This is a genomic window from Nitratireductor aquimarinus, from assembly GCF_017255295.1.
GTDB lineage: Bacteria > Pseudomonadota > Alphaproteobacteria > Rhizobiales > Rhizobiaceae > Nitratireductor > Nitratireductor aquimarinus.
Window position 1 is genome coordinate 395748 of sequence record NZ_JAFKDE010000002.1, and the last position, 21325, is coordinate 417072.

Sequence of the window (21325 nt, forward strand, 5' to 3'; positions counted from 1 at the left end):
GGTCGCGGCAGCAGAGGGGCGGCGTCAGCCGACCATGCGCGCGGGCGGGCGGTCCTTGGCGAGTTTCCTGAACTTGCGCACCACCATGTCGCGCTTCAGCTTCGACAGATAGTCGATGAACAGAACGCCGTTCAGATGGTCGATCTCGTGCTGCAGGCAGGTGGCGAGCAGGCCGTCGGCTTCCACCGTCTGCTCTTTGCCGTCGACATCGAAGTAGTTCACCGTCACGCCGGCCGGGCGTTCCACCTCGGCATAGTAATCGGGGATGGAAAGGCAGCCTTCCTCATGCACGTTGCGCGCATCGGTGCTGGCCACGATCTCGGGGTTGATGACCACGAGCGGAGCCGGCTCTTCGTCCTTCTCGGCAACGTCGATCACCAGCATGCGAAGCGGCTCGCCAACCTGAATGGCGGCAAGGCCGATGCCCGGCGCGTCATACATGGTCGCCAGCATGTCGTCGGCGAATGTGCGCAACTGATCGTCAAAGCGCTCCACCGATTTGGAGGTTTCGCGCAGGATCGGGTCCGGAAGAAGAACAAGCGGTTTGATGGTCATGGCTGTCAGGTAAGCCCTGACCGGCGGAACGTCAATACACAATGCCTGTTCACGTTTTGATCTTATAGTGCTATCCCGAATCCACCAGATCGCCCTGTGTCCCGTTCGGACGCGCGATGAGCGATCTAAATTATTGAGCGAGCATCGGAATAGCCGAGCCCGGTTTTCACCTTTCGGTCCCATGCTTCCAACATGGCGGGATAAAGAAGATGTCCGACATTTTCGCAGCACCGGTGGCGCAGCTCGGCGCGAGCACCTTCACGCTGGGGCAGCTGTTGCTGGCTGGCGGCGCTCTGCTCTTTGGTCTCATGGTCCTGCTGATCGCCGGGCTCTGGCGCGCTGCACGGGCGCGCGCGGTCGCAGCCGCGGAAGCGGCGCAACATGCCCGCGAGGCCGAGGCGCGCATGGTCGAGCTCACACGGGCGCAGGCCGAGTTGCAGGGGCGCATGGGGTCGATTGCCGAAGTGTTCGGCAACCGGCAGGCCGAACTCACCCGCGCCCTGTCGGAGCGGCTTGATGGCATGAGCACGCGCCTTGGCCAGTCCATTAACCAGCAAACCAAGTCGACACATGAGAATCTGGCGAAGCTGCAGGAGCGGCTGGCGGTCATCGACACCGCACAGAACAACATCCAGTCGCTTGCCGGCCAGGTGGTGCAGCTCCAGCAGATCCTCTCCAACAAGCAGACGCGCGGGGCCTTTGGCCAGTCTCGCATGGAGGCGATCATTGCCGATGGCCTTCCGCATGGGGCCTATGAGTTTCAGGCCACGCTCTCCAATGGCAGCCGGCCCGACTGCGTGGTTAAGATGCCCAATGACGCGCCGTCGCTGGTGATCGACGCCAAGTTTCCGCTCGAGGCGTGGAACGCCATTCGCGCCGCCTCGGAAGGCGAGGGCGGCAGTCCCGAAGCGCGCAAGGGGGCGGAGGCGGCGTTCCGGCGCGATATCGATGTGCATATCAGGGCGATTTCGGAAAAGTATCTTCTCACTGGCGAAACGCAGGACACGGCGTTCATGTTCGTGCCGTCGGAATCGATCTTCGCAGAGATCCACGAGAATTTCGAAAACCTCGTTCAGCGCGCCCACCGCGCCCGCGTGGTGATCGTTTCTCCGTCGCTGCTCATGCTGTCCATCCAGGTGATCCAGGCAGTGCTCAAGGATGCGCGCATGCGTGAGCAGGCGCATCTGATTCAGGCCGAGGTGGTGCGGCTGATGCAGGATGTGGGCCGGCTCGATGAAAGGGTGCGCAAGCTGCAAACCCATTTCATGCAGGCCAACCGCGACATCGATCAGATCCTGACCTCGACCGAAAAGGTCACCAAGCGCGGCGAGAAGATCGAGGCGCTGGAACTGGGCGCGGGCGAGGCGGAGAAACCGGCAAAGGACGACAATCGCCTTGCGCCAAAACCGCCGACCGGCGAGGGCGGTCCCGGCTCCGGCCAGCTACGCCTGCGCGTCGTGGATGAATAGTTCGAATATTTTCGAAATAAGATTGACAGTGCGGGCGCTGGGATTTAGGCGTCCGTACCATGGAACTTGAAACCGCATCCTCCCAGCTTGAAGCGCTCGGCAATCCGGTGCGGTTGCGCATCTACCGCATGCTTGTGCGTGCGGGTGGCGAGGGCATGCCCGTCGGCGGGTTGCAGGAGCGGCTTTCCATGCCCGCCTCCACCCTCTCGCATCATTGCAAGAAGCTTCTGGAAACCGGCCTCATCACACGCGAGCGGCAGGGCACCACGCTGATCTGCCGGGCGCACTACCCGGCGATGCACGCACTGATCGGTTATCTCGTGGACGAATGCTGTGTCGAAAGCTGCCAGCCCCAGAGCTCCGGGGAAAATTGACGATGGCGCGCTCCCGGACCGCTGAGCCTGGATACAGGCGCATGATTACGGCGCTCGGCATCGCGCAGATCTGTTCCTGGGGCTCGATCTTCTACAGTTTCCCGCTCATTGCCGAAGCCATGCGCGTCGAACTCGGCTGGTCGAAGCCGCTTCTTTACGGCGGTGCGACGGCGGGGCTTCTTCTGGCAGCCTTCGCCGCCTATCCGGTCGGCGCGGCCATCGACCGGGGCTATGGGCGCTGGGTCATGAGCGGCGCATCGCTGACGGCGGGGCTCCTCTATCTCCTGTGGTCGCAGGTCGACAGCATCGCCTTCTTCTATGTGGTTGTGCCGCTGCTCGGCGGGCTTCAGGCGGCAACGCTTTACGAGCCGGCCTTTGCGGTGCTTGCCCGCCGCGTCGGTGCGCTTGAGGCGCGGCGCGCCATCACCGCGCTCACCCTGTGGGGCGGTTTTGCCAGCACGGTTTTCGTGCCGCTGGTGCAATGGCTCATCGCGACGCTTGGCTGGCGCGGTGCGCTGATGGTGCTGGGCGGGATCAACGCCTTTGTGTGCGCGAGCCTCTATTTCGCGGTGATTGATCCTGCCCGCGACAGGCCGAAGGAGCCGGCAGCCGAAGGTGCGCGGCCGGTCATGAACGGGCGCGAAGCGGTGTTCTGGGCGTTTCGTCAGCCGGTGTTCTGGGCGCTGGCGCTGTTCCTGGTGCTTTACGCCGGGGTGTTCTCCAGCCTGAGCTTCCACATCTATCCGCTGCTTCTGGAGCGGGGGCTGAGTGCCGCCGAAGTGGTGAGCATCGTCGCGGTCATCGGCCCGGCGCAGGTGGCTGGCCGCATCGTGATCTGGACGTTTGCGCCCAATGCGCCCGTACGCCTCATCGGCGCTGCCATGGTCGCGGTGTTTCCGCTGGTGCTTCTGGGCTATGCCTTCGCGCCGCCGCACGTGCTTCTGATCGCAGCGATTGCAGCCGTTTACGGCGCAGCCAATGGCATGATGACCATTGTGCGCGGCCTTGCCGTTCCCGAAATGCTGAGCCGCGAGGCCTATGGCGCGATCAACGGCGCGCTCATCACGCCGTCACGCACGATCGAGGCGCTGGCCCCGCTGGGCGTCGCCGCGCTGTGGGCGGCAAGCGGCGGCTATGATCTCTATCTGATGCTCGCCTTCGCGGCCACGCTGGTTATGGTGGGGGCGTTCTGGACGGCCTCTTTCATGGCCCGTCCAAAATTTCCGAAAACGCACTAAAACGAGCGAATTCCCGCGCTTTTTCCCGAATTCTCGCGAAAACGGGAAAAATCTCTGGCTGTGAAATGTCCAGAGCAATTCCAGGAAAAGCGGGCACCGGTTTTCCGTCCGGAATTGCGCAAGAACTCTAGACCGAGAAGCGGGCCGTCAACGCTTCCAGCGCCGCGGCGTCGGCTGCCGGACGCTCGCGCAGCGCTGCCACGAGGCAGGCTTCGGAACGCAGGATCACGCCATCGTCGAGCACCTTCAGGTGATTGGCGTCGAGCGTCGAGCCGGTCGAGGTGATGTCGACGATGATGTCGGCGGAACCGGCAGCCGGCGCACCTTCGGTCGCGCCGAGGCTTTCCACGATGCGGTAGACCTGAATGCCGTGCTTCTGCGAGAAGAACTGCTGCGTCAGCCGCCAGTATTTCGTGGCAATACGCAGGCGGCGTCCGTGACGGTGGCGGAAATCGGCGGCCACATCGTCCAGATCGGCCATGGTGGCCACGTCGAACCAGACTTCCGGCACCGCAACCACCACGTCTGCCCGGCCAAAGCCCAGCCGCGCGGCGATCTCCACCTTGCGTTCCCAGTCGGGAATGGTTTCGCGCACAAGATCTTCGCCGGTCACGCCGAGGTCGACCGTGCCGCGCTCCAGCTCACGGGCGATTTCGGATGCGGATAGGAACGCGATCTCCACCCCGTCGACGCCTTCCAGCGTCGCGCGGTAGCTGCGGTCGTTTTCCGGCAGGTGAACGGTCAGGCCAGCCTTTTCGAGCTGGGCCAGCGCGTTTTCCTTGAGGCGGCCCTTGGAGGGCAGGGCGATGGTGATGCTCATGCCGCCGTCTCCCTGAGTGCTGCAACGCGATCGAGCCAGATGGAAAAGCCGACGCCGGGAATGGGCGTCTCTGCGCCCAGAAGCGTCAGGAGCCGGTCATAGCGCCCGCCGCCGGCCAGCGGCTGCACTGCATCCGAAGCGGCGATCTCGAACACGAAACCGGTGTAGTAATCGAGCGGTCGGCCAAAGCCGGCGTCATATGTCAGTGCGTCGAGCGGCAGGCCCTCGGCCTCGATGCGTTCGGCACGCGCGGCAAAGGTTTCGAGCGCGTCGTCGAGGATCAGCCCGTTGTCGGCGGCGAAGGCCGAAAGCCGTTCGCCGGCCTCGGCCAAGGGCACGCGCAGGGAGACGAACGCCTTGAGCGCGCTCATCGCCTCGTCCGTCAGCCGCACGCTGCGCAGCTCGGCCTTTTCGATCAGGCGACGGGCGATCTCTTCGGGCGTGCGCCCGGCGGATGGCGAAAGGCCGGTCTCTTCCATGACCGTGCCGACATGTTCGGCAAGGGCTGTCTCATCGCCCCGCGCCACAAGACCGGCAATCGCGCGCGGCAGATTGGCCGTGCCCTGCGGATTGGCGAGGTCATCGAGCGCCGCCTGCAAAAGCGTCTGCGAGCCGAAGGCGCGGGTGAGGCGCATCTGCCAGCCGCGCGGCAGGCCAAGGGCCGCCAGCACCGCTTCAAACACCGCCTGATCGCCAAGCGTCACGGACAGTGTCTCGCCCGGCAGAACGCGTGTCAGAAGCGCATGCGCATCGGCCAGCGAACGCGCATCGGCTCCCGCCCGGTCGCTTGTGCCCAGATCCTCAATGCCTGCCTGAAGGAATTCCGCACCGCCTTCGCGCTGCTGGCGGAACACCTCGCCCAGATAGGCATAGCGCTGCGGCGTGGCGGCGCGCTTGTCGATGTGGTCGCGGCAGACGGGAATGGTGAATTCCGGCCTGAGGCAAAGATTGGCTCCGGTCTCGCTCTCCGTCAGGAAGATGCGGCGGCGCAGATCCTCGCCGGCCATGTCCAGAAACGGATCGGCCGGCTGGATGATGGCGATGTCGGTCAGCGCCGCATCGCGTTCTTCGAAGATCGCAACGATCTCGTCGGCGAAGTCGGGTGCACGCAAGGTCATCGGGCGATCTCCCGCCTCACGCTGCGGGCAAGGTTTTCGCCCGATATCTGGCGTCGGCGCTGCCCCTCATCCGCCTGCCGGCACCTTCTCCCCGCCTGCGGGGAGAAGGAAGATGGCCGCAAGGTTGATGTCTCCCTCTCCCCGCTGGCGGGGAGAGGGTAAGGGTGAGGGGCGAGCGCTGCGCTGCTGAAACTTGCGATGGCGGCTGTCATCACGCCGCCTCGCCGACCTGTGCGGCGAGCATCTTGCGCACCGCATCCACCAGCTCGTCTTCGCTGACGGTCAGCTGCGCCACGCGCGCCTCGCGCCATTCTTCATTGCTTTCGATCTCGGCGGAGAGCCGCTTGCCCTCAAGCAGGTCCTTGATCTGGATCTCGCCATTGGCGCGCTCGTCCGCCCCCTGAATGATGGCGACCGGGCTGCCGCGCCGGTCGGCATATTTCAGCTGGTTGCCGAATTTCTTCCAGTTGCCCTGATACATCTCGGCGCGAATGCCGGCAGCGCGCAGTTTCTGCGTGAACTGCTGGTATTTCGCCATGGCTTCGGTGTCGCCATCCATGACGGTGACGAGCACGGGCGGCAGTACGGGGTCCTGACCGAGCTTGCCGAGGTTCTTCAGCGCGGTCATCAGGCGCGATACGCCGATGGAGAAACCCGTTGCCGGAACCGGCTGGCCACGGAAGCGCGACACGAGCCCGTCATAACGCCCGCCGCCGCCAACGGAGCCGAAGCGCACGATATCGCCCTTCTCATTGGGGATTTCGGCGGTCAGCTCGGCCTCGAAAACGGGACCGGTGTAATATTCGAGGCCACGTACGACGGAGGGGTCGATGCTGATGCGGCTCTCATCGTAGCCGGCTGCGCGGCACAGGCTTTCGATCTGCGCCAGTTCGGAAGCGCCCGACTGGAAGGTCGGGTTCTCGAGACCACCGGCCTTGCCGTCGATGTAGTCGAGAACGATCTGTGCGTTTGCATCATCCAGCCCGGCGCCCTTCGTGAAGTCGCCTTCGCCTTCCTTGCCGCCGTCCCAGCGACCGGGGCCGAGAAGCAGTTTCACGCCTTCCGGTCCGAACTTGTCCAGCTTGTCGATGGCGCGCAGCACGGTCAGCTTCTGGCCGTCTTCGGAAACGCCAATGGCTTCCATCACGCCGTCGAGAACCTTGCGGTTGTTGACGCGGATCACATAGTCGCCGCGCGCAATGCCCAGCGCTTCCATCACATCGGCCATCATCATGCACATCTCGGCATCGGCGGCCACGCCCGGCGCGCCCACCGTGTCGGCGTCGAACTGCATGAACTGGCGGAAACGGCCCGGTCCCGGCTTCTCGTTGCGGAACACATAACCCGCCCGATAGGTGCGGTAGGGAAGCTGGATGTCGTTGAAATTCTCGGCCACGTGACGCGCCAGGGGGGCGGTCAGGTCGTAGCGCAGCGAAAGCCACTGCTCGTCGTCGTCCTGCAGCGAGAACACGCCTTCATTGGGCCGGTCCTGATCCGGCAGGAACTTGCCCAGCGCATCGGTGTATTCGAAGATCGGGGTCTCGATCGGGTCGAAACCATAACGCTCATAGACCTCGCGGATCCGCGCGTTCATCTCTTCGACGGCGCGAATGTCGCTCGCATGGCGGTCGACAAAGCCGCGTGGGAGCCTCGCCCGGGTCTTGTCAGCCTTTTTAGCCATGTCGAAATCCGTCCGTAAAATGAAGAAAACCGCGCCCGGAAGGGGGCGCGGCTGTCCTAACCGATCATGGCCAAAGCGGCAAGGGCGGCGTCAGCCGACAATGCGCAGGTTGGAGAGTTCGTCGCCAATGGCCTTGAAGGCGTCGTCCAGATCGCCGCTGGTGGCGTTCCAGAAAAGCTTAACCGGCTTGCCATTGCCGTCCTTGCGGGTGCGCGACTCGGAGGAGCAGGTTTTGAGTGCGTCGATCTGCTTTTTCTCATTGGCGTCGGTCGCATCAAGGTCCAGTGCAACGGTCATGACCATGATCTTGTCCGACTTCGCATTCTCGCAGATCGCACTCATATGGGAGGTCATGGCTTTGGAGTAGTTGCCGTTGGAATAGTCATAGCTGCTTGCACCGGTTGCTCCATCGAAAAGGCGGCTGTTGCCGGCGCGGTTTCGCACATAGCCATAGTTCGAATAGATCGATCTGGAACCGGCCAGATCATTGCCGCCATAGCGATAATAGGAGCCCGAATAGTCCTGGGCCGACACGCTGCCGGGCGTGTAATAGGTGTTTGCGCCATCGGTCAGCACGATGACCACCTTGTCATTGCCCGTCTCGTTGTCGGGGCGGCCTTCGGAAAAGGGCGCGCGTCCTGAAACGACCCGCCAGCCCCATGCCAGCCCCTCGGTCACATTGGTCGCGCCATTGGCTTCCATCGCGTCGATGGCGGTGTAGATCTTGTTGAGGCCCGTGGTCGAGCCCACATCGGTCAGCGCCGTGATGGGCTTGGTGCTGCAGCTTGCATTCGGTCCTTCGTCCATGCCCATGGCGCGGGTTTCATATGTGTCGTCATAGTATTTCGGCATATAGGCCTGATCATAGGCCGCGCTGGTGGAGCCACTGGTGAAGTCATCCCACCAGTTGTTGTTTGCCGGGCGACGGTTGCCGTCGGTCTTGTCTGTTTCGTCCGGTGCGAACATGGGCACGAAAAGCGTTTCGGGTCTGGTGCGATCGGCAGGGGCATCGTTGATGTTGAGTGGATAGGGCCGCATCTCCACACATCCGCCCCAGCTGGCGAACGAACCATGTGTGCGGGTCGTTTTCTCCACCCAGCCATACCGTCTGCACGAGCCGTCACTGTAGAAGCGGGTGCATTCATAGGCCCAGTCCGTTGATGTGCCGGTAACGCGCTTGATGTCGTCGTAAAGCGTGAAACGGGTGACCTTCTGGCCGGCTTCAGCGCCCCAGTTTTCGCCGCGCTTGTAGTAGATGCCGTTGCTTGGTTCGACGCGCTTTTCGGGATCGAGCGCGCCCATGGTCGACCAGTCGAAATTCTCGTGATGGATCGGTGAGCGACCGTCCGTGTCCATCCATGTGGCGGTTGCGTTGTCCGGGCCGACATTGACCGAGGCGGCGAAGGGCACGACGCCGAACTGAACCGGCTTTTGCACCTGCTTCATCTGCGCGCCTTCCCTGGCGATGGTCTTGACCAGTTCCTTGGCGGCGCTTTTCAGTATGGTGAGGCGTTTTTCGGAAGAGCCGGTGCCGGTGTAGCCCATGGAGCCGGAGTTATCGAGCACGAGTGCGACTTCCAGCGTGTTCTTCAACCGAACCTCGCTCTGGGCCTTGAAGTCGATCTTCGTGTCGCCGCCCGGGTTTTCTCCGCGCAGCTTCTGAAACACGGGATAGAAGATCGGCGCGTATTTGAGCTGCGCCTCCAGCTTCAGCGTCCCGCCGCCAGTGTTCTGGTTCGGCAGGGTGATCAGGAGTGTCGCGTTTTCGGGTTTCACGCCGCCGAGATTGGCCCTGAAGAAGTCTTTCGCATAGGCCTCGGCCTCGGCGTCGGTCGCGCCCTGCGTCAGATATCGGGCCGTGGCGATGCCCGCAGCGTCGAGCGCGTTGAGCGTCATCTGTCGCTGGCGGGAAACCTGGCTGTAGTCGATTGCGAGCGCGGTCACACCCATGATCGGCGCCATCATCAGCGCCGTCATCATGGCGAAATTGCCGCGACGGTCATGCACGAAATTCCTGAGCATTTGTGCCACCCCAAGTTACAGTGCTGGCTAAACATCCACGTAGAGTGATTAACCGGTCGTAACTGGTGCGATCGCGTCGGTTTTTGTGGTTCCCGGCAGGTTAACCGCACTGTTCGAATGTGTGACAGTTCCGGGGTGCGGTGATAAAACCGGGTGACAGTGAAGCCCGCATCCGATAATTCCGGGCCTGCGCTTTTCTCACCGGACCTCCCAATGCTTGAGACGAATATTTCCCCCATGCCGCAAGCACCTCAGATTATCGACACGCTCGACCGCCTTACCGGCTCTTACGATGCCGTTCTCTGCGACGTCTGGGGCGTGATCCACAACGGCGTTTCCATTTTTCCCGAAGCGTGCGCCGCGTTATCGCGGGCGCGGGCCGCCGGCAAGGCGGTGGTGCTGATCACCAATTCGCCGCGGCCGCATCAGGGCGTCGAAGAGCAGCTTGGCGTGCTCGGCGTTCCCGATGACGCGTGGGACCGGGTGGTGACGTCCGGCGATGTGACGCGCGATCTGATCCGCAGCGCCCCGCGCCGGCTTTTTTACATCGGGCCTGACCGCGATCATGCGATTTTCGACGGGATAGACGTGGAGCTGGTCGAGGATTTCGAGGCGTCCGGCGTCGTTTGCACGGGCCTGTTCGACGACGAGAACGAGACGCCTGAAGATTATGCGCAGATGCTCGAGCGCCTTCGGATGCGCGATCTGCCTTTCATCTGCGCCAATCCCGACATCATTGTCGAGCGTGGCGACCGGCTCATCTGGTGCGCCGGCGCGCTGGCGCGCGATTACGGTCTGCTTGGCGGGCGCACGCTGATTGCGGGCAAGCCGCATCGCCCGATCTACGAGGCTGCGTTCAAGGCGGCCGGCGAGATCATGGGACGTGAGCTTGAACGCGACAAGGCGCTGGCCATCGGCGATGGCGTGCTGACCGACGTGAAGGGCGCGGATCAGTATGGCATCGACGTGCTGTTCGTCACCGACGGCATTCATGCGCGCGAATATGGCAATGGCCAGGGACCGGAGGCCGAGCGCCTCGCCGCGTTCCTGGAAACCCATGGCCACAATCCCGTCGCGGCCATTCCACGGCTCAAATAGCAGGGTTTGCGCGTGGCCGGTCCGATCGAACGCATTGCCGATGTGAAAGGCCTGCCTGCCGCGCTGCGCGGCGGGGTGGTGGCCATTGGCAATTTCGATGGCGTGCATCGCGGGCACCAGTCGGTGCTTGAGCCTGCGCTGGAGATCGCCGCACGTGAGAACGTGCCGGCGCTGGTGCTCACTTTCGAGCCGCATCCGCGCCAGGTGTTTCGACCGGACGTGCCGCTCTTTCGCCTCACGCCCGCGCCGATGAAGGCGCGGCTTCTGGGCGCGCTGGGCTTTGACGCGGTGGTCGAGCAGGCCTTCGACCGTGGCTTCTCCGGCCTGTCGCCGCAGGATTTTGTCAAAACGGTTCTGGTCGACGGGCTCGGCATATCGCATGTGGTGACGGGCTTCGATTTCCATTTTGGCAAGAACCGCAGCGGCACGCCGGCGGTGCTGGCCGAGGCCGGACGGGACAATGGTTTTGGCGTCACGGTTGTCGACGCCTATTCCGACGAGGGCGGGGCGGTCATTTCATCAAGCCGCATCCGTGGCCTTCTGGCCGGGGGCGAGGTGGCGGAGGCTGCCGGGCTTCTGGGCTATCGCTTTACGGTGGAGGCAGAGGTGACCGGCGGGCAGAAGCTTGGCCGCACGCTGGGCTTTCCCACCGCCAATATGGCGCTCTCGCCGGATGCGGAGCTGCGCCACGGCATCTATGCGGTGCGGTTTCGCCGCGCCGATGGCAGCCTGCACAATGGGGTGGCGAGTTTTGGCCGCCGCCCGACGGTGACCGAGGATGGCGCGCCGTTGCTCGAAACCTTCCTGTTCGATTTCGACGGCGATCTTTACGGCGAAACCTGCTCGGTTTCGCTGTTCGGCTTTCTGCGCGGCGAGGTGAAGTTCGACGGGCTTGATCCGCTGATCGCGCAGATGAAGCGCGACGAGGCGGAAGCGCGCGCATTGCTTGGCGATGTCAAACCCCATGGGCCGCTCGATCTGGCGCTGGCGTTCGAGGGGCTGGCCGGCTGACGCCAATCGCCTCTTTATTCTTCGGCCCGCCTCGGCTAAAAGCCGTTCCCATGATGACACGCGCCGGTTTCATACCGATTGCCATACGAATTATTGGCCCGGCCTTCCGTGCGGCCTGAGCGTCGCGGAAGGTCCGGGGTTTGTCGCGCGTCAAACGCGCTTTTTCTGTTTTACGATAATGGCTATGGCGAAGCCCTTCGCTGCTTTGCCCATCTCATGGCGAGACAATGACCGAGACGTCCGAAAAGATCGATTATTCCAAAACCCTCAACCTGCCGCAGACCGAGTTTCCGATGCGCGCCGGCCTTCCCAAGAAGGAGCCGCAGCTCGTTGAGCGCTGGCAGGACATGGACCTTTACCGCCTCCTGCGCGAGGATGCCGCCGGGCGTCCCAAATTCGTGCTGCATGACGGCCCGCCCTACGCCAATGGCAACATCCATATCGGCCATGCGCTGAACAAGGTTCTCAAGGACATCATCACGCGCTCCTTCCAGATGCGCGGATATGATTCCAACTATGTGCCCGGCTGGGACTGCCACGGTCTGCCGATTGAATGGAAGATCGAGGAACAGTACCGCGCCAAGGGCAAGAACAAGGACGAGGTTCCGGTCAACGAGTTCCGTCAGGAATGCCGTGACTTCGCCGCCAACTGGATCCAGGTCCAGTCGGATGAGTTCCTCCGGCTGGGCATCGAGGGCGACTTCAAGAAGCCCTACAAGACGATGGATTTTCACGCAGAGTCCCGGATCGCCGGCGAGCTTCTGAAATTCGCCATGTCGGGCCAGCTCTATCGCGGCTCCAAGCCGGTGATGTGGTCGGTGGTCGAGCGCACGGCGCTGGCCGAGGCCGAGGTCGAGTATCACGATCACGAGAGCGACACGATCTGGGTGAAATTCCCGCTGATCGATGGCGCTGCGGATCTTGACGGCGCATGCGTGGTCATCTGGACCACAACGCCCTGGACGATCCCCGGCAACCGCGCCGTCTCCTATTCGTCGCGCATCTCCTATGGCCTTTACGAGGTCACCGGTGCGGAGAACGATTTTGGGCCGCAGGCCGGCGAAAAGCTGATCTTTGCCGATGCGCTGGCGGAAGAGTCGTTTGCCAAGGCGAAGCTTGAGTACAAGCGCCTGCGCGATGTGTCGGCTGCCGAACTCGGCGCGATGGTCTGCGCGCATCCGCTCAAGGGCGTTGGCGGCGGTTACGAGTTCACGGTTCCGCTTCTGCCGGGTGATCACGTCACCGACGATGCGGGTACGGGCTTCGTGCACACCGCGCCGGGCCATGGCCGCGAAGACTTTGACGCCTGGATGGATTGCGCCCGTGACCTGCAGGCGCGCGGCATCGACCCGGCGATCCCCTTCACCGTGGACGACGCCGGCTACTTCACCAAGGATGCGCCGGGCTTCGGTCCCGACCGTGAAGGCGGTCCGGCCCGCGTCATCGACGACAAGGGCAAGAAGGGCGACGCCAACAAGGCGGTCATCGAAGCGCTGATCGGGAAGAACATGCTGTTCGCGCGCGGGCGGCTAAAACACTCCTATCCGCATTCCTGGCGCTCCAAGAAGCCGGTCATCTTCCGCAACACGCCGCAGTGGTTTGTCTATATGGACAAGGATCTGGGCGATGCATCGACGCTGCGTTCGCGCGCGCTGAAGGCCATCGACGAGACCCGTTTCGTGCCTTCTGCCGGTCAGGCGCGCCTGCGCGCCATGATCGCCGACCGTCCCGACTGGGTGCTGTCGCGCCAGCGCGCCTGGGGCGTGCCGATCTGCGTGTTTGCCGATGAAGACGGCAATGTGCTGAAGGACGAGGCCGTCAACCAGCGCATTCTCGACGCCTTCGAGGCCGAGGGCGCGGATGCATGGTTTGCCGAAGGCGCACGCGAGCGCTTCCTCGGCGCGCGCGCCGGCGAGCCCTGGAAGCAGGTGATGGACATTCTGGATGTGTGGTTCGATTCCGGTTCCACGCACACCTTCACGCTGGAAGACCGTCCGGACCTGAAATGGCCCGCCGATGTCTATCTGGAAGGGTCCGACCAGCATCGCGGCTGGTTCCACTCTTCGCTTCTGGAGAGCTGCGCGACGCGGGGCAGGGCGCCTTACGACACGGTCATCACCCATGGCTTCACCATGGCCGAGGACGGCCGCAAGATGTCGAAGTCGCTGGGCAACACCGTGGTGCCGCAGGACATCATGAACCAGTCGGGCGCAGACATTCTGCGTCTGTGGGTCGCCACGACCGATTACTGGGAAGACCAGCGCCTCGGCAAATCGGTCATCCAGACCAATGTCGACGCCTATCGCAAGCTCAGGAACACGACCCGCTGGATGCTGGGCACGCTCGCCCACGACACGGGCGAGGATGTGCCTTTCGCCGAGATGCCGGAGCTGGAGCGCCTGATGCTCCACCGTCTCGCCGAGCTCGACGAGGTGGTGCGCAAGGGCTACGACAATTTCGACTTCAAGCGGATCATCCGCTCATTGCTCGACTTCATGGTCGTGGAACTGTCGGCGTTCTACTTCGACGTTCGCAAGGACGCGCTTTACTGCGATGCGCCGTCGAGCGTGCGCCGCAAGGCGTCGCTGCAGGTGGTCCGCACGCTGTTCGACTGCCTCGTCACCTGGCTTGCGCCGATGCTGCCCTTCACCATGGAAGAGGCATGGCTTGAGCGTCATCCCGATGCGCGCTCCGTTCATCTGGAGCAGTTCCCGGCGATTTCGCAGGAGTGGCGCGACGATGCGCTGGCCGAGAAATGGCGCAAGATCCGCCAGGTGCGTCGTGTCGTGACGGGCGCGCTCGAGATCGAACGCAAGGAAAAGACCATCGGCTCCTCGCTGGAGGCCGCTCCGGTCGTCTATGTGAACGATGAGGGCCTGCAGCAGGCCATCGCCGATCGCGACATGGCCGATATCTGCATCACCAGCGGCATCGACGTGCGGCACGAAGCGCCGCCGGCCGATGCGTTCACGCTTGAAGATGTGCCGGGTGTCGGTGTTGTCTTCGCGCGGGCCGGTGGAGAGAAATGCGCGCGCTCCTGGCGCTACACGGACGATGTGGGCTCCGATCCCGCATTCCCGGAAGTGTCGGCGCGCGATGCGGCTGCGCTGCATGAACTGCAGGCGCTTGGCCGCCTTTAGGCGGGCAGGCGTTAGCGGATACGGGGGAAGCTTCGGCGCTGCCGATTGCTTCCCGCGGTCGCCTTCGCTACAAATGCCGCCGGGTAGGGACGCCACGTTGTCGCCGGATTCATGCGCGACACGCGGAAACTGAATACCCCGACGGTCTGGAACAATGGACGACAAGCAGATTGCCAAGCCCGAGCGGCGGCACTCTGGGAGAGAGGTGGCAGTGAAGAGAACGGAAACCACAACGTCACGGCCTTCCGTGCGCGCGGTTGCGGCTTCGGGCGCGCTGTGCCTTTCGGCTGTCCTTTTGTCCGGCTGCATGGGGTCTCCGACCTATGGCACCGACAAAACGGCCGACCAGCAGCTTATCGAGGATGTGACGGGTGTTCTCTCTCTTGGTCCGCGTGACAGGGAGAAGATCGAATACAAGCCGCGCGCCGGTATCGTGATGCCGTCCTCCACCGAGGTTCTGCCGCCGCCGCAGGAAAACGTGGCTTCGACATCGAACCCGGCATGGCCCGAATCGCCGGAAGAGCGGCTTGCCCGCATCCGCGCCGAAGCCACCGAGAACCAGGACAACCGCTTCTACAAGTCGCCCGTCGAGCGCGATATTGGCGTGAATGCGCGTAGCGATGACGGTTTCATCAATCCCGAAGTCGCCAAGAAGCAGCGCGAGGAATATTTCAAGCGCCGCGCCGCATCCGTCTCCGCACAGGGCACGCCGACGCAGCGCCGCTATCTGAGCGAGCCGCCGACAACCTATCGCCAGCCGGCAGACACCGCGCCGACAGGCGTGCTGGGTGACGATGAGGCCAAGAAGGCCCGCGAAGCCAAGAAGGCCGCACAGAAGGGCGGCGGCGGATTCGACCTGGGCCGTCTCTGGCCCTGGGGCGGCTGATCATCGCCGAATGATCATTGCCGAATGATCATCAATTGAGACACAGCGGGCCATGGCCCGCTGTTTTCGTCAGCAGGCTGGTTTCGTTCAACGCTGCTTCTTGAAGAAGCTCTTGAGCATTTCGGCCGCGTCTGCTTCACCGATGCCGGGATAGACATCCGGCGCGTGGTGGCAGGTGGGAAGCGTGTAGAAGCGCGCACCGCTGGTGACGGCACCGCCTTTCTCGTCGCTTGCGCCAAAATAGAGGCGGCGGATGCGGGCGAACGAGATTGCGCCGGCGCACATGGCGCAGGGTTCCAGCGTCACGTAAAGATCAGCGCCGGTTAGGCGCTCGGAACCGAGTTTTTCGCAGGCCTCGCGAATGGCGACGATTTCTGCATGGGCGGTGGGATCGTTGCATTCGCGGGTGCGGTTGCCGGCGCGGGCGATGATCGCACCGTCATGGACAATCACTGCGCCGACCGGCACTTCGCCGCGTTCGGCGGCAAGCCGCGCCTCTTCGAGGGCGGCATCCATGAAGCCGGTGTAGTTCGCTTTCGTCGGTCTGCTCAATCTTTTTGCTCGCAAGTGGCACTGCGACTTGATACCTAGCCGCCTCTATAGCATCGGGTTTGAAATCGGAATCGATTTTCGCGCCGTGCGATCTCTGATTTAATTTACTGGAGCGTTTCCGCCGCATAGTGCGCATTGCGGAGACCCAGGGCAAAAGGCCATCATGACGAACGACCGATCCAAAGACACGAACCGGCCCCAAGATACAAACCGGGAAGACAAACCGCAGAAATCCGCTCACCGGAAGGACGCGGCCCCGCAGGACGCTGACAGGGCCGGCACCGAGCGCATCGCCAAGCGGCTGGCGCGCGCGGGCGTTGCCTCGCGCCGCGACGCCGAGGCGATCATCGAGGCCGGTCGTGTTTCGGTGAACGGAAAGGTGCTGACGACGCCCGCATTCAATGTCGGGGATTCCGATCGCATCCTGCTGGATGGCGAGCCGCTGCCGGCAGTCGAGCGCACGCGTCTCTTCCTGTTCCACAAGCCGGGCGGTGTCGTTACGACCAACCGCGACCCCGAGGGCCGCAAGACCATTTTCGACACGCTGCCCGAAGGGCTCCCGCGTCTGATCACGGTCGGCCGTCTGGACATCAACACCGAGGGCCTTCTGGTTCTGACCAATGATGGTGGTCTGGCCCGCGCGCTGGAACTGCCCGAAACGGGCTGGCTGCGCCGCTACCGCGTGCGCGTTCACGGCAAGGTCGATGCGACGGCGCTTGAAGGCCTCAAGGACGGCATTGCCGTTGATGGGGTGTTCTACGGCGCGATCGAGGCGTCGCTCGACCGCGAGCAGGGCAGCAATGCCTGGCTGACGCTGGGCCTGCGCGAAGGCAAAAACCGTGAGGTCAAGAACGTGCTTGGCGCGCTGGGCCTTGAGGTCACGCGCCTGATCCGCATTTCCTACGGTCCCTTCCAGCTTGGTGCGCTGGCTGAAGGCGAGGTGCAGGAGGTGAAGGGCCGCACCCTGCGCGAGCAGCTTGGCGAGCGTCTGGTCGAGAAGGCCGGTGCGAATTTCGATGCGCCCATCACCACCCCGTTCTCCAACAAGCCGGTGCGCGCAGGATACAAGCAGCGCGAGGCCGAGGCCGAGGAGAAGCAGGCCGGTCGTGAACGCGATGGCGGCAAGATTTTCATCAAGAACCGCAAGCGCGACCGCGAAGACAAGCGCGAAGCCGCCCGTGACCGTCTGCAGACGCGTCCGGCGCGTCGCGAGGAAGAGCGTGGACCGCGCCAGAACCGTGGCAGCCACGTCTGGATGGCGCCCGGCGCACGGCCGCTGAGCAAGAAGAAACAGGCCGAGGCGGAAGCCGCCGGCGATCAGCCGATGAAGCGCGGGCCGAAGCCGGGCGGCGCAGAGCGCGGCGGCAAGCCATTCCGCCCGCGCGGCGACAAGCCTTACGGTCAGGGCCGTCCGGATCGTGACGAACGTTCGGGTGGCGGTGACAGGCCGCGTTTTGCCCGTGGCGGCAAACCGTCGGGCGAGGGACGTGGCGACCGTGAGGACAGGCCTTTCCGCCCGCGTGGCGACAAGCCTTACGGTCAGGGCCGCCCGGAGCGTGACGAACGTTCGGGTGGCGGTGACAAGCCGCGTTTTTCCCGTGGCGGCAAACCGTCGGGCGAGGGACGTGGCGACCGTGAGGACAGGCCTTTCCGTCCGCGCGGCGACAAGCCTTTCGGCAAGGGCCGTCCGGATCGTGACGAGCGCTCCGGCGGCAATGACAGGCCGCGTTTCTCGCGGGACGGAAAACCGTCCGGTGAAGGACGCGGGGACCGTCAGGACCGGCCCTTCCGCTCGCGCGATGACCGTCCAGCATCGGGTGACAAGCCGCGTTTCGCAAAGGGCGGCAAGCCCGGTGGGAAAAGCTTTGGCAAACCGGGGGGCAAACCGGGAGCGGGAAAATCCTTTGGCAAACCCGGAGCAGGCAAACCCGGTGGCGCGCCGCGCCCGGGCAAGGGGCGTCCTGCGGGCAAGAAGCCGGGCCGGGACAGCTAGGCCATGCGGATTGTGGGTGGAGATTTTCGCGGCCGCAATCTGGTGACGCCCGCTTCGGACGCCATTCGGCCGACGACGGACCGCACACGGCAGGCGCTGTTCAACATTCTTGAGCACCGTTATGCGGACCGCATCGAGGATGCGCGTGTTCTCGACCTCTTCGCCGGCACGGGCGCGCTCGGGCTGGAAGCGCTTTCGCGCGGGGCGTCATTTGCCCTTTTCGTGGAAGAAGCCGCAGCAGCACGCGCCCTGATCCGCACAAATGTCGAGAATCTTGGCCTTCAGGGCCGCAGCAAGATCTTTCGCCGTGATGCAACGCGTCTCGGCGAAGTCGGGACGATGCTGCCATTCGACCTCGTTCTGGCCGATCCGCCCTATGGAAAAGCCTATGGAGAACAGGCGCTTGCAGCCGCCCGTTCAGGCGGCTGGCTGAGGCCGGAAGCGCTTATAATGGTCGAGGAAGCAGCCGGTTCTCCCTTCCAGCCACCGGAGGGATTCCGCCTGATCGAGCGGCGTGAATATGGCACCTCCTGTGCGAGCTTTGTCGAGCTCGCCTGAGTTTCGTCACTTTTGCACCGATAGCTTTGCCCTGTTATGTGCTCATGCCATTGTGTGCGGGCACACCAGAAACAAACAGGGCTTGTCCATGAAAAATCCCATCGCGGGTGTCGCGCGTCATGCGGCGTTCGCAGTCATCGTTGCAGTTGCAGCGCCGTCCATAGCCATCGCGCAGGAAGCCAAGGACGACACTGCCGTTTCCAGTTTCACCTTAGAGAACGGCCTCGAAGTTGTCGTGATCCCGGATCACCGGGCACCTGTCGCCACCCATATGCTGTGGTACAAGGTTGGCAGCGCCGATGAGGATCCGGGAAAATCGGGCATTGCCCATTTCTTCGAACATCTGATGTTCAAGGGCACGAGCACCTATCCTTCGGGCGAGTTCTCCGACGCCATCGCTGCGGTCGGCGGCAATGAGAACGCCTTCACATCCTACGATTTCACGGCCTATTACCAGCAGGTCGCCCCCTCGGAACTGCCGGAAATGATGCAGTTTGAGGCGGATCGCATGCGCAATCTGGTGCTTTCGGAAGAAAACATCGAGACCGAGCGCAAGGTGGTTCTCGAAGAACGCCACCAGCGCGTCGACAATGTGCCGTCCTCCATCCTGTCGGAAGAGCTGAACGCCACGCTTTACCAGAACCACCCTTATGGAATTCCGGTGATCGGCTGGCAGCAGGAAATCGAGGGTCTGACCCATGACGACCTGAAGAGCTTCTACGACCGCTTCTACACGCCCAACAACGCCGTTCTGGTGGTCGCCGGCGATGTGGACCCGGAGAACGTGCGCGAGATGGCCGAGGAAACCTACGGCAAGATCGCGCGCGGGCCGGACCTTGCGCCGCGTGCGCGCCCCATGGAGCCGGTGCAGAAGACCGCACGCGAAGTGTCGCTGCGCGATCCGCGCGTGAGCGTGCCGAACCTTTCGATCAACTGGTTCGTGCCCTCCTACCGGACCGCTGAGAAGGGCGAGTTCGAGGCCGTGGCCATTCTCTCGGAAATCCTGGGCGAGGGGCTGCGCAGCCGTCTCTATCAGGAACTCGTGGTCAAGCAGGGTGTCGCGGCAAGCGCCGGCAGCTATCTGCAGGGCTCGGCCTATGACTATTCCGCGCTCGTTCTCTACGGCCAGCCGCGTGGCGACGCGGATCTGGCGACCGTCGAGAAGGCGATCATCGCGCAGATCGAGAAGATCAAGAATGAGGGTGTAACCCAGGAAGAACTCGACACGGCGCGCACCAAGATCCAGCGGGACCAGATATTCCTGCGCGACAGCCAGGTGCGCAGCGCAAACCTGTTCGGCGCGGTGCTGACCACCGGCGGAACGGTCGAGGACGTTACGAGCCTGCCCGAGCGGCTTGATGCCGTGACGGTGGAAGACGTGAAGGCTGCGGCCGAGCGCTATCTGGACCTTGACCGTGCGGTCAAAGGCTATCTCCTTCCCGAAGGGGAAGAGCGTTCATGAGCCAGACATTGAATTTCATACCGGGTGCTTTCATGCGCAGTTTTTTCAAGGCCGGAACGCTGCTGGCCCTTATTCTCGTTGCCGGGCCTGTTCAGGCAGCGGTGAAAATCCAGGAGGTTTCCTCCGAAAAGGGCGTTGAGGCATGGCTGGTCGAGGACCATTCGCTGCCGATCATCACCATGCAGTTCTCGTTCGACAGCGGTGCTGCGCAGGATCCGGATGGCAAGGCCGGTCTGGCGAACCTGATGACGGGCCTGTTCGATGAAGGTGCGGGCGACCTCGATTCCGACGCCTTCCAGACGAAGATGGAAGAACTCGGCGCGGAAATGTCGTTCAACGCGAGCTCCGACGCCATCTCCGGCCAGGTGCGGATGCTTTCGGAAAACAGCGATGAGGTGCTTGATCTCGTGCGCTTGGCGGTGACCAGCCCGCGTTTCGACATCGACCCGGTGGAGCGCATCCGCAGCCAGATCGCCGTTGGCATTCGCGCCGACGAGCGCAATCCGAGCAAGCAGGGCGGGGAAGCGCTGGCCAAGGCGCTTTATGGCGATCACCCCTATGCGCGTTCGACGGAAGGCACGCTGGAAACACTTGCCAGCATAACGCCGGAAGATCTGAAGGCGTTCCACAAACGCGTCTTTGGCCGTTCCAACCTCACCATCGGCGTTGTCGGCGACATTGACGCCGAGCGTCTGGCCGCCGTGCTCGACACGGTGTTCGGCGCGCTGCCGGAAGAGGCGGAGCTACAGGTCGTGGAAGACATCGAACCGAAGCTCGGTCAGGAAGTCCGCGTCGACTATCCCCTGCCGCAGACCACGCTGCGTCTCGTCTATCCCGGCATCGAGCGGGACGATCCGGAGTTCTTCTCCGCCTATCTGATGAACCAGATCCTCGGCGGCGGCGTGTTCTCTTCGCGTCTGTTCCAGGAAGTGCGCGAGAAGCGCGGTCTTGCCTATGGCGCATCGTCCTATCTGATGAGCCGCGACCACGCCCAGTCTCTGGCGATCCAGACGGCTACCAGCTCCGAGAAGGCGGATGAAACGCTTGCGGTGATGGAAGAGGTGATCGCGGGTCTGCGCGATGAAGGGCCGACGCAGGAAGAGCTCGACACCGCCAAAACCTATGTGATTGGTTCCTATGCGATCAACAATCTGGATTCCTCCACGGCGATTGCCCGCACGCTTGTCGGCCTGCAGGAGGATGATCTGGGTGTTGATTATATCGAGCGTCGCTCCGATCTTATCAACGCGGTAACACTGGATGACGTAAAGGAGGCGGCAACACGCCTCCTGACGCAGAAGCCAGCGCTTCTCGTGGTTGGACCGGCGAAGCAAGGCGGAGAGTAAGC

The 21325-nt window shown here is 63.3% G+C and carries 17 protein-coding genes; 11 read left to right on the plus strand and 6 right to left on the minus strand.

The window, feature by feature from the left end; genetic code table 11:
- Positions 1-24 precede the first annotated feature (24 nt).
- Positions 25-555 carry a peptide deformylase gene (def, locus tag JYP46_RS02270; RefSeq protein WP_113154321.1) on the minus strand — a complete coding sequence of 177 codons (531 nt, stop codon included), beginning with the start codon at positions 553-555 and terminating at the stop codon, positions 25-27.
- 209 nt (positions 556-764) lie between these two features.
- Between def and JYP46_RS02275 the strand changes: the two genes are divergently transcribed.
- The 3 genes from JYP46_RS02275 to JYP46_RS02285 are packed head-to-tail and all read left to right on the plus strand — an operon-like array spanning position 765 to position 3636.
- A complete protein-coding gene (locus JYP46_RS02275; protein ID WP_210346549.1) occupies positions 765-2024 on the plus strand; it encodes a DNA recombination protein RmuC in 1260 nt (419 codons plus the stop codon).
- A 59-nt stretch (positions 2025-2083) separates the two neighbouring features.
- On the plus strand, positions 2084-2398 hold the full coding sequence (locus JYP46_RS02280) for an ArsR/SmtB family transcription factor (RefSeq protein WP_113154323.1): 315 nt from the start codon (positions 2084-2086) through the stop codon (positions 2396-2398).
- A gap of 41 nt (positions 2399-2439) precedes the next feature.
- Positions 2440-3636 (plus strand): MFS transporter, encoded by a 1197-nt coding sequence (locus tag JYP46_RS02285; RefSeq protein ID WP_222473818.1) that lies wholly within the window; start codon positions 2440-2442, stop codon positions 3634-3636.
- Positions 3637-3763: 127 nt separating this feature from the next.
- On the opposite strand, the gene hisG is transcribed toward JYP46_RS02285, so the two are convergent.
- The 4 genes from hisG to JYP46_RS02305 form a co-directional block, all read right to left on the minus strand.
- Positions 3764-4456 carry an ATP phosphoribosyltransferase gene (hisG, locus tag JYP46_RS02290; RefSeq protein WP_206544718.1) on the minus strand — a complete coding sequence of 231 codons (693 nt, stop codon included), beginning with the start codon at positions 4454-4456 and terminating at the stop codon, positions 3764-3766.
- Positions 4453-5574 carry an ATP phosphoribosyltransferase regulatory subunit gene (locus tag JYP46_RS02295; RefSeq protein WP_206547148.1) on the minus strand — a complete coding sequence of 374 codons (1122 nt, stop codon included), beginning with the start codon at positions 5572-5574 and terminating at the stop codon, positions 4453-4455. Before JYP46_RS02295 ends, hisG begins: the two co-directional genes overlap by 4 nt.
- 211 nt (positions 5575-5785) lie before the next feature.
- On the minus strand, positions 5786-7255 hold the full coding sequence (gene hisS / locus JYP46_RS02300; RefSeq protein WP_206547149.1) for a histidine--tRNA ligase: 1470 nt from the start codon (positions 7253-7255) through the stop codon (positions 5786-5788).
- Positions 7256-7345: 90 nt separating this feature from the next.
- The gene (locus tag JYP46_RS02305) at positions 7346-9277 is read right to left on the minus strand and encodes a TadE/TadG family type IV pilus assembly protein (RefSeq protein ID WP_206547150.1); all 1932 of its coding nucleotides are present in this window, start codon (positions 9275-9277) and stop codon (positions 7346-7348) included.
- A gap of 237 nt (positions 9278-9514) precedes the next feature.
- Here JYP46_RS02305 and JYP46_RS02310 point away from each other — a divergent pair, with 237 nt between their 5' ends.
- From JYP46_RS02310 to JYP46_RS02325, 4 genes are all read left to right on the plus strand, one after another.
- Entirely contained in the window at positions 9515-10375 is an 861-nt protein-coding gene (locus JYP46_RS02310; protein ID WP_113154329.1) for a TIGR01459 family HAD-type hydrolase, read from the plus strand.
- Between the two features lie 12 nt (positions 10376-10387).
- Complete coding sequence (locus tag JYP46_RS02315) at positions 10388-11386, plus strand: bifunctional riboflavin kinase/FAD synthetase (protein ID WP_206544722.1); 999 nt, start codon at positions 10388-10390, stop codon at positions 11384-11386.
- Positions 11387-11613: 227 nt separating this feature from the next.
- Positions 11614-14526 carry an isoleucine--tRNA ligase gene (gene ileS, locus JYP46_RS02320; RefSeq protein WP_206547151.1) on the plus strand — a complete coding sequence of 971 codons (2913 nt, stop codon included), beginning with the start codon at positions 11614-11616 and terminating at the stop codon, positions 14524-14526.
- A gap of 211 nt (positions 14527-14737) precedes the next feature.
- Positions 14738-15412 (plus strand): hypothetical protein, encoded by a 675-nt coding sequence (locus JYP46_RS02325; protein ID WP_206544724.1) that lies wholly within the window; start codon positions 14738-14740, stop codon positions 15410-15412.
- An 87-nt stretch (positions 15413-15499) separates the two neighbouring features.
- On the opposite strand, the gene JYP46_RS02330 is transcribed toward JYP46_RS02325, so the two are convergent.
- Positions 15500-15928 carry a nucleoside deaminase gene (locus JYP46_RS02330; RefSeq protein WP_113156193.1) on the minus strand — a complete coding sequence of 143 codons (429 nt, stop codon included), beginning with the start codon at positions 15926-15928 and terminating at the stop codon, positions 15500-15502.
- A 199-nt stretch (positions 15929-16127) separates the two neighbouring features.
- On the opposite strand from JYP46_RS02330, the gene JYP46_RS02335 reads away from it, so the two are divergent.
- From JYP46_RS02335 to JYP46_RS02350, 4 genes are all read left to right on the plus strand, one after another.
- A complete protein-coding gene (locus JYP46_RS02335; protein WP_206547152.1) occupies positions 16128-17957 on the plus strand; it encodes a pseudouridine synthase in 1830 nt (609 codons plus the stop codon).
- Positions 17958-17960: 3 nt separating this feature from the next.
- Positions 17961-18515, plus strand: coding sequence for a 16S rRNA (guanine(966)-N(2))-methyltransferase RsmD (gene rsmD / locus JYP46_RS02340; RefSeq protein ID WP_206547153.1), 555 nt, complete (start codon positions 17961-17963; stop codon positions 18513-18515).
- An 88-nt stretch (positions 18516-18603) separates the two neighbouring features.
- A complete protein-coding gene (locus JYP46_RS02345; RefSeq protein ID WP_206544727.1) occupies positions 18604-19977 on the plus strand; it encodes a M16 family metallopeptidase in 1374 nt (457 codons plus the stop codon).
- Entirely contained in the window at positions 19974-21323 is a 1350-nt protein-coding gene (locus JYP46_RS02350; RefSeq protein WP_206547154.1) for a M16 family metallopeptidase, read from the plus strand. The genes JYP46_RS02345 and JYP46_RS02350 overlap by 4 nt, the downstream gene beginning before the upstream one ends.
- Positions 21324-21325: the final 2 nt, after the last annotated feature.

Coding starts and splice junctions, on each gene's coding strand:
- JYP46_RS02295 (WP_206547148.1), bottom strand. CDS start 5,574: ATGACCTTGCGTGCACCCGACTTCGCCGACGAGATCGTTGCGATCTTC.
- JYP46_RS02350 (WP_206547154.1), top strand. CDS start 19,974: ATGAGCCAGACATTGAATTTCATACCGGGTGCTTTCATGCGCAGTTTT.
- JYP46_RS02280 (WP_113154323.1), top strand. CDS start 2,084: ATGGAACTTGAAACCGCATCCTCCCAGCTTGAAGCGCTCGGCAATCCG.
- JYP46_RS02275 (WP_210346549.1), top strand. CDS start 765: ATGTCCGACATTTTCGCAGCACCGGTGGCGCAGCTCGGCGCGAGCACC.
- ileS (WP_206547151.1), top strand. CDS start 11,614: ATGACCGAGACGTCCGAAAAGATCGATTATTCCAAAACCCTCAACCTG.
- JYP46_RS02305 (WP_206547150.1), bottom strand. CDS start 9,277: ATGCTCAGGAATTTCGTGCATGACCGTCGCGGCAATTTCGCCATGATG.
- JYP46_RS02345 (WP_206544727.1), top strand. CDS start 18,604: ATGAAAAATCCCATCGCGGGTGTCGCGCGTCATGCGGCGTTCGCAGTC.
- def (WP_113154321.1), bottom strand. CDS start 555: ATGACCATCAAACCGCTTGTTCTTCTTCCGGACCCGATCCTGCGCGAA.
- JYP46_RS02335 (WP_206547152.1), top strand. CDS start 16,128: ATGACGAACGACCGATCCAAAGACACGAACCGGCCCCAAGATACAAAC.
- hisS (WP_206547149.1), bottom strand. CDS start 7,255: ATGGCTAAAAAGGCTGACAAGACCCGGGCGAGGCTCCCACGCGGCTTT.
- rsmD (WP_206547153.1), top strand. CDS start 17,961: ATGCGGATTGTGGGTGGAGATTTTCGCGGCCGCAATCTGGTGACGCCC.
- JYP46_RS02285 (WP_222473818.1), top strand. CDS start 2,440: ATGATTACGGCGCTCGGCATCGCGCAGATCTGTTCCTGGGGCTCGATC.
- JYP46_RS02310 (WP_113154329.1), top strand. CDS start 9,515: ATGCCGCAAGCACCTCAGATTATCGACACGCTCGACCGCCTTACCGGC.
- JYP46_RS02330 (WP_113156193.1), bottom strand. CDS start 15,928: ATGGATGCCGCCCTCGAAGAGGCGCGGCTTGCCGCCGAACGCGGCGAA.
- hisG (WP_206544718.1), bottom strand. CDS start 4,456: ATGAGCATCACCATCGCCCTGCCCTCCAAGGGCCGCCTCAAGGAAAAC.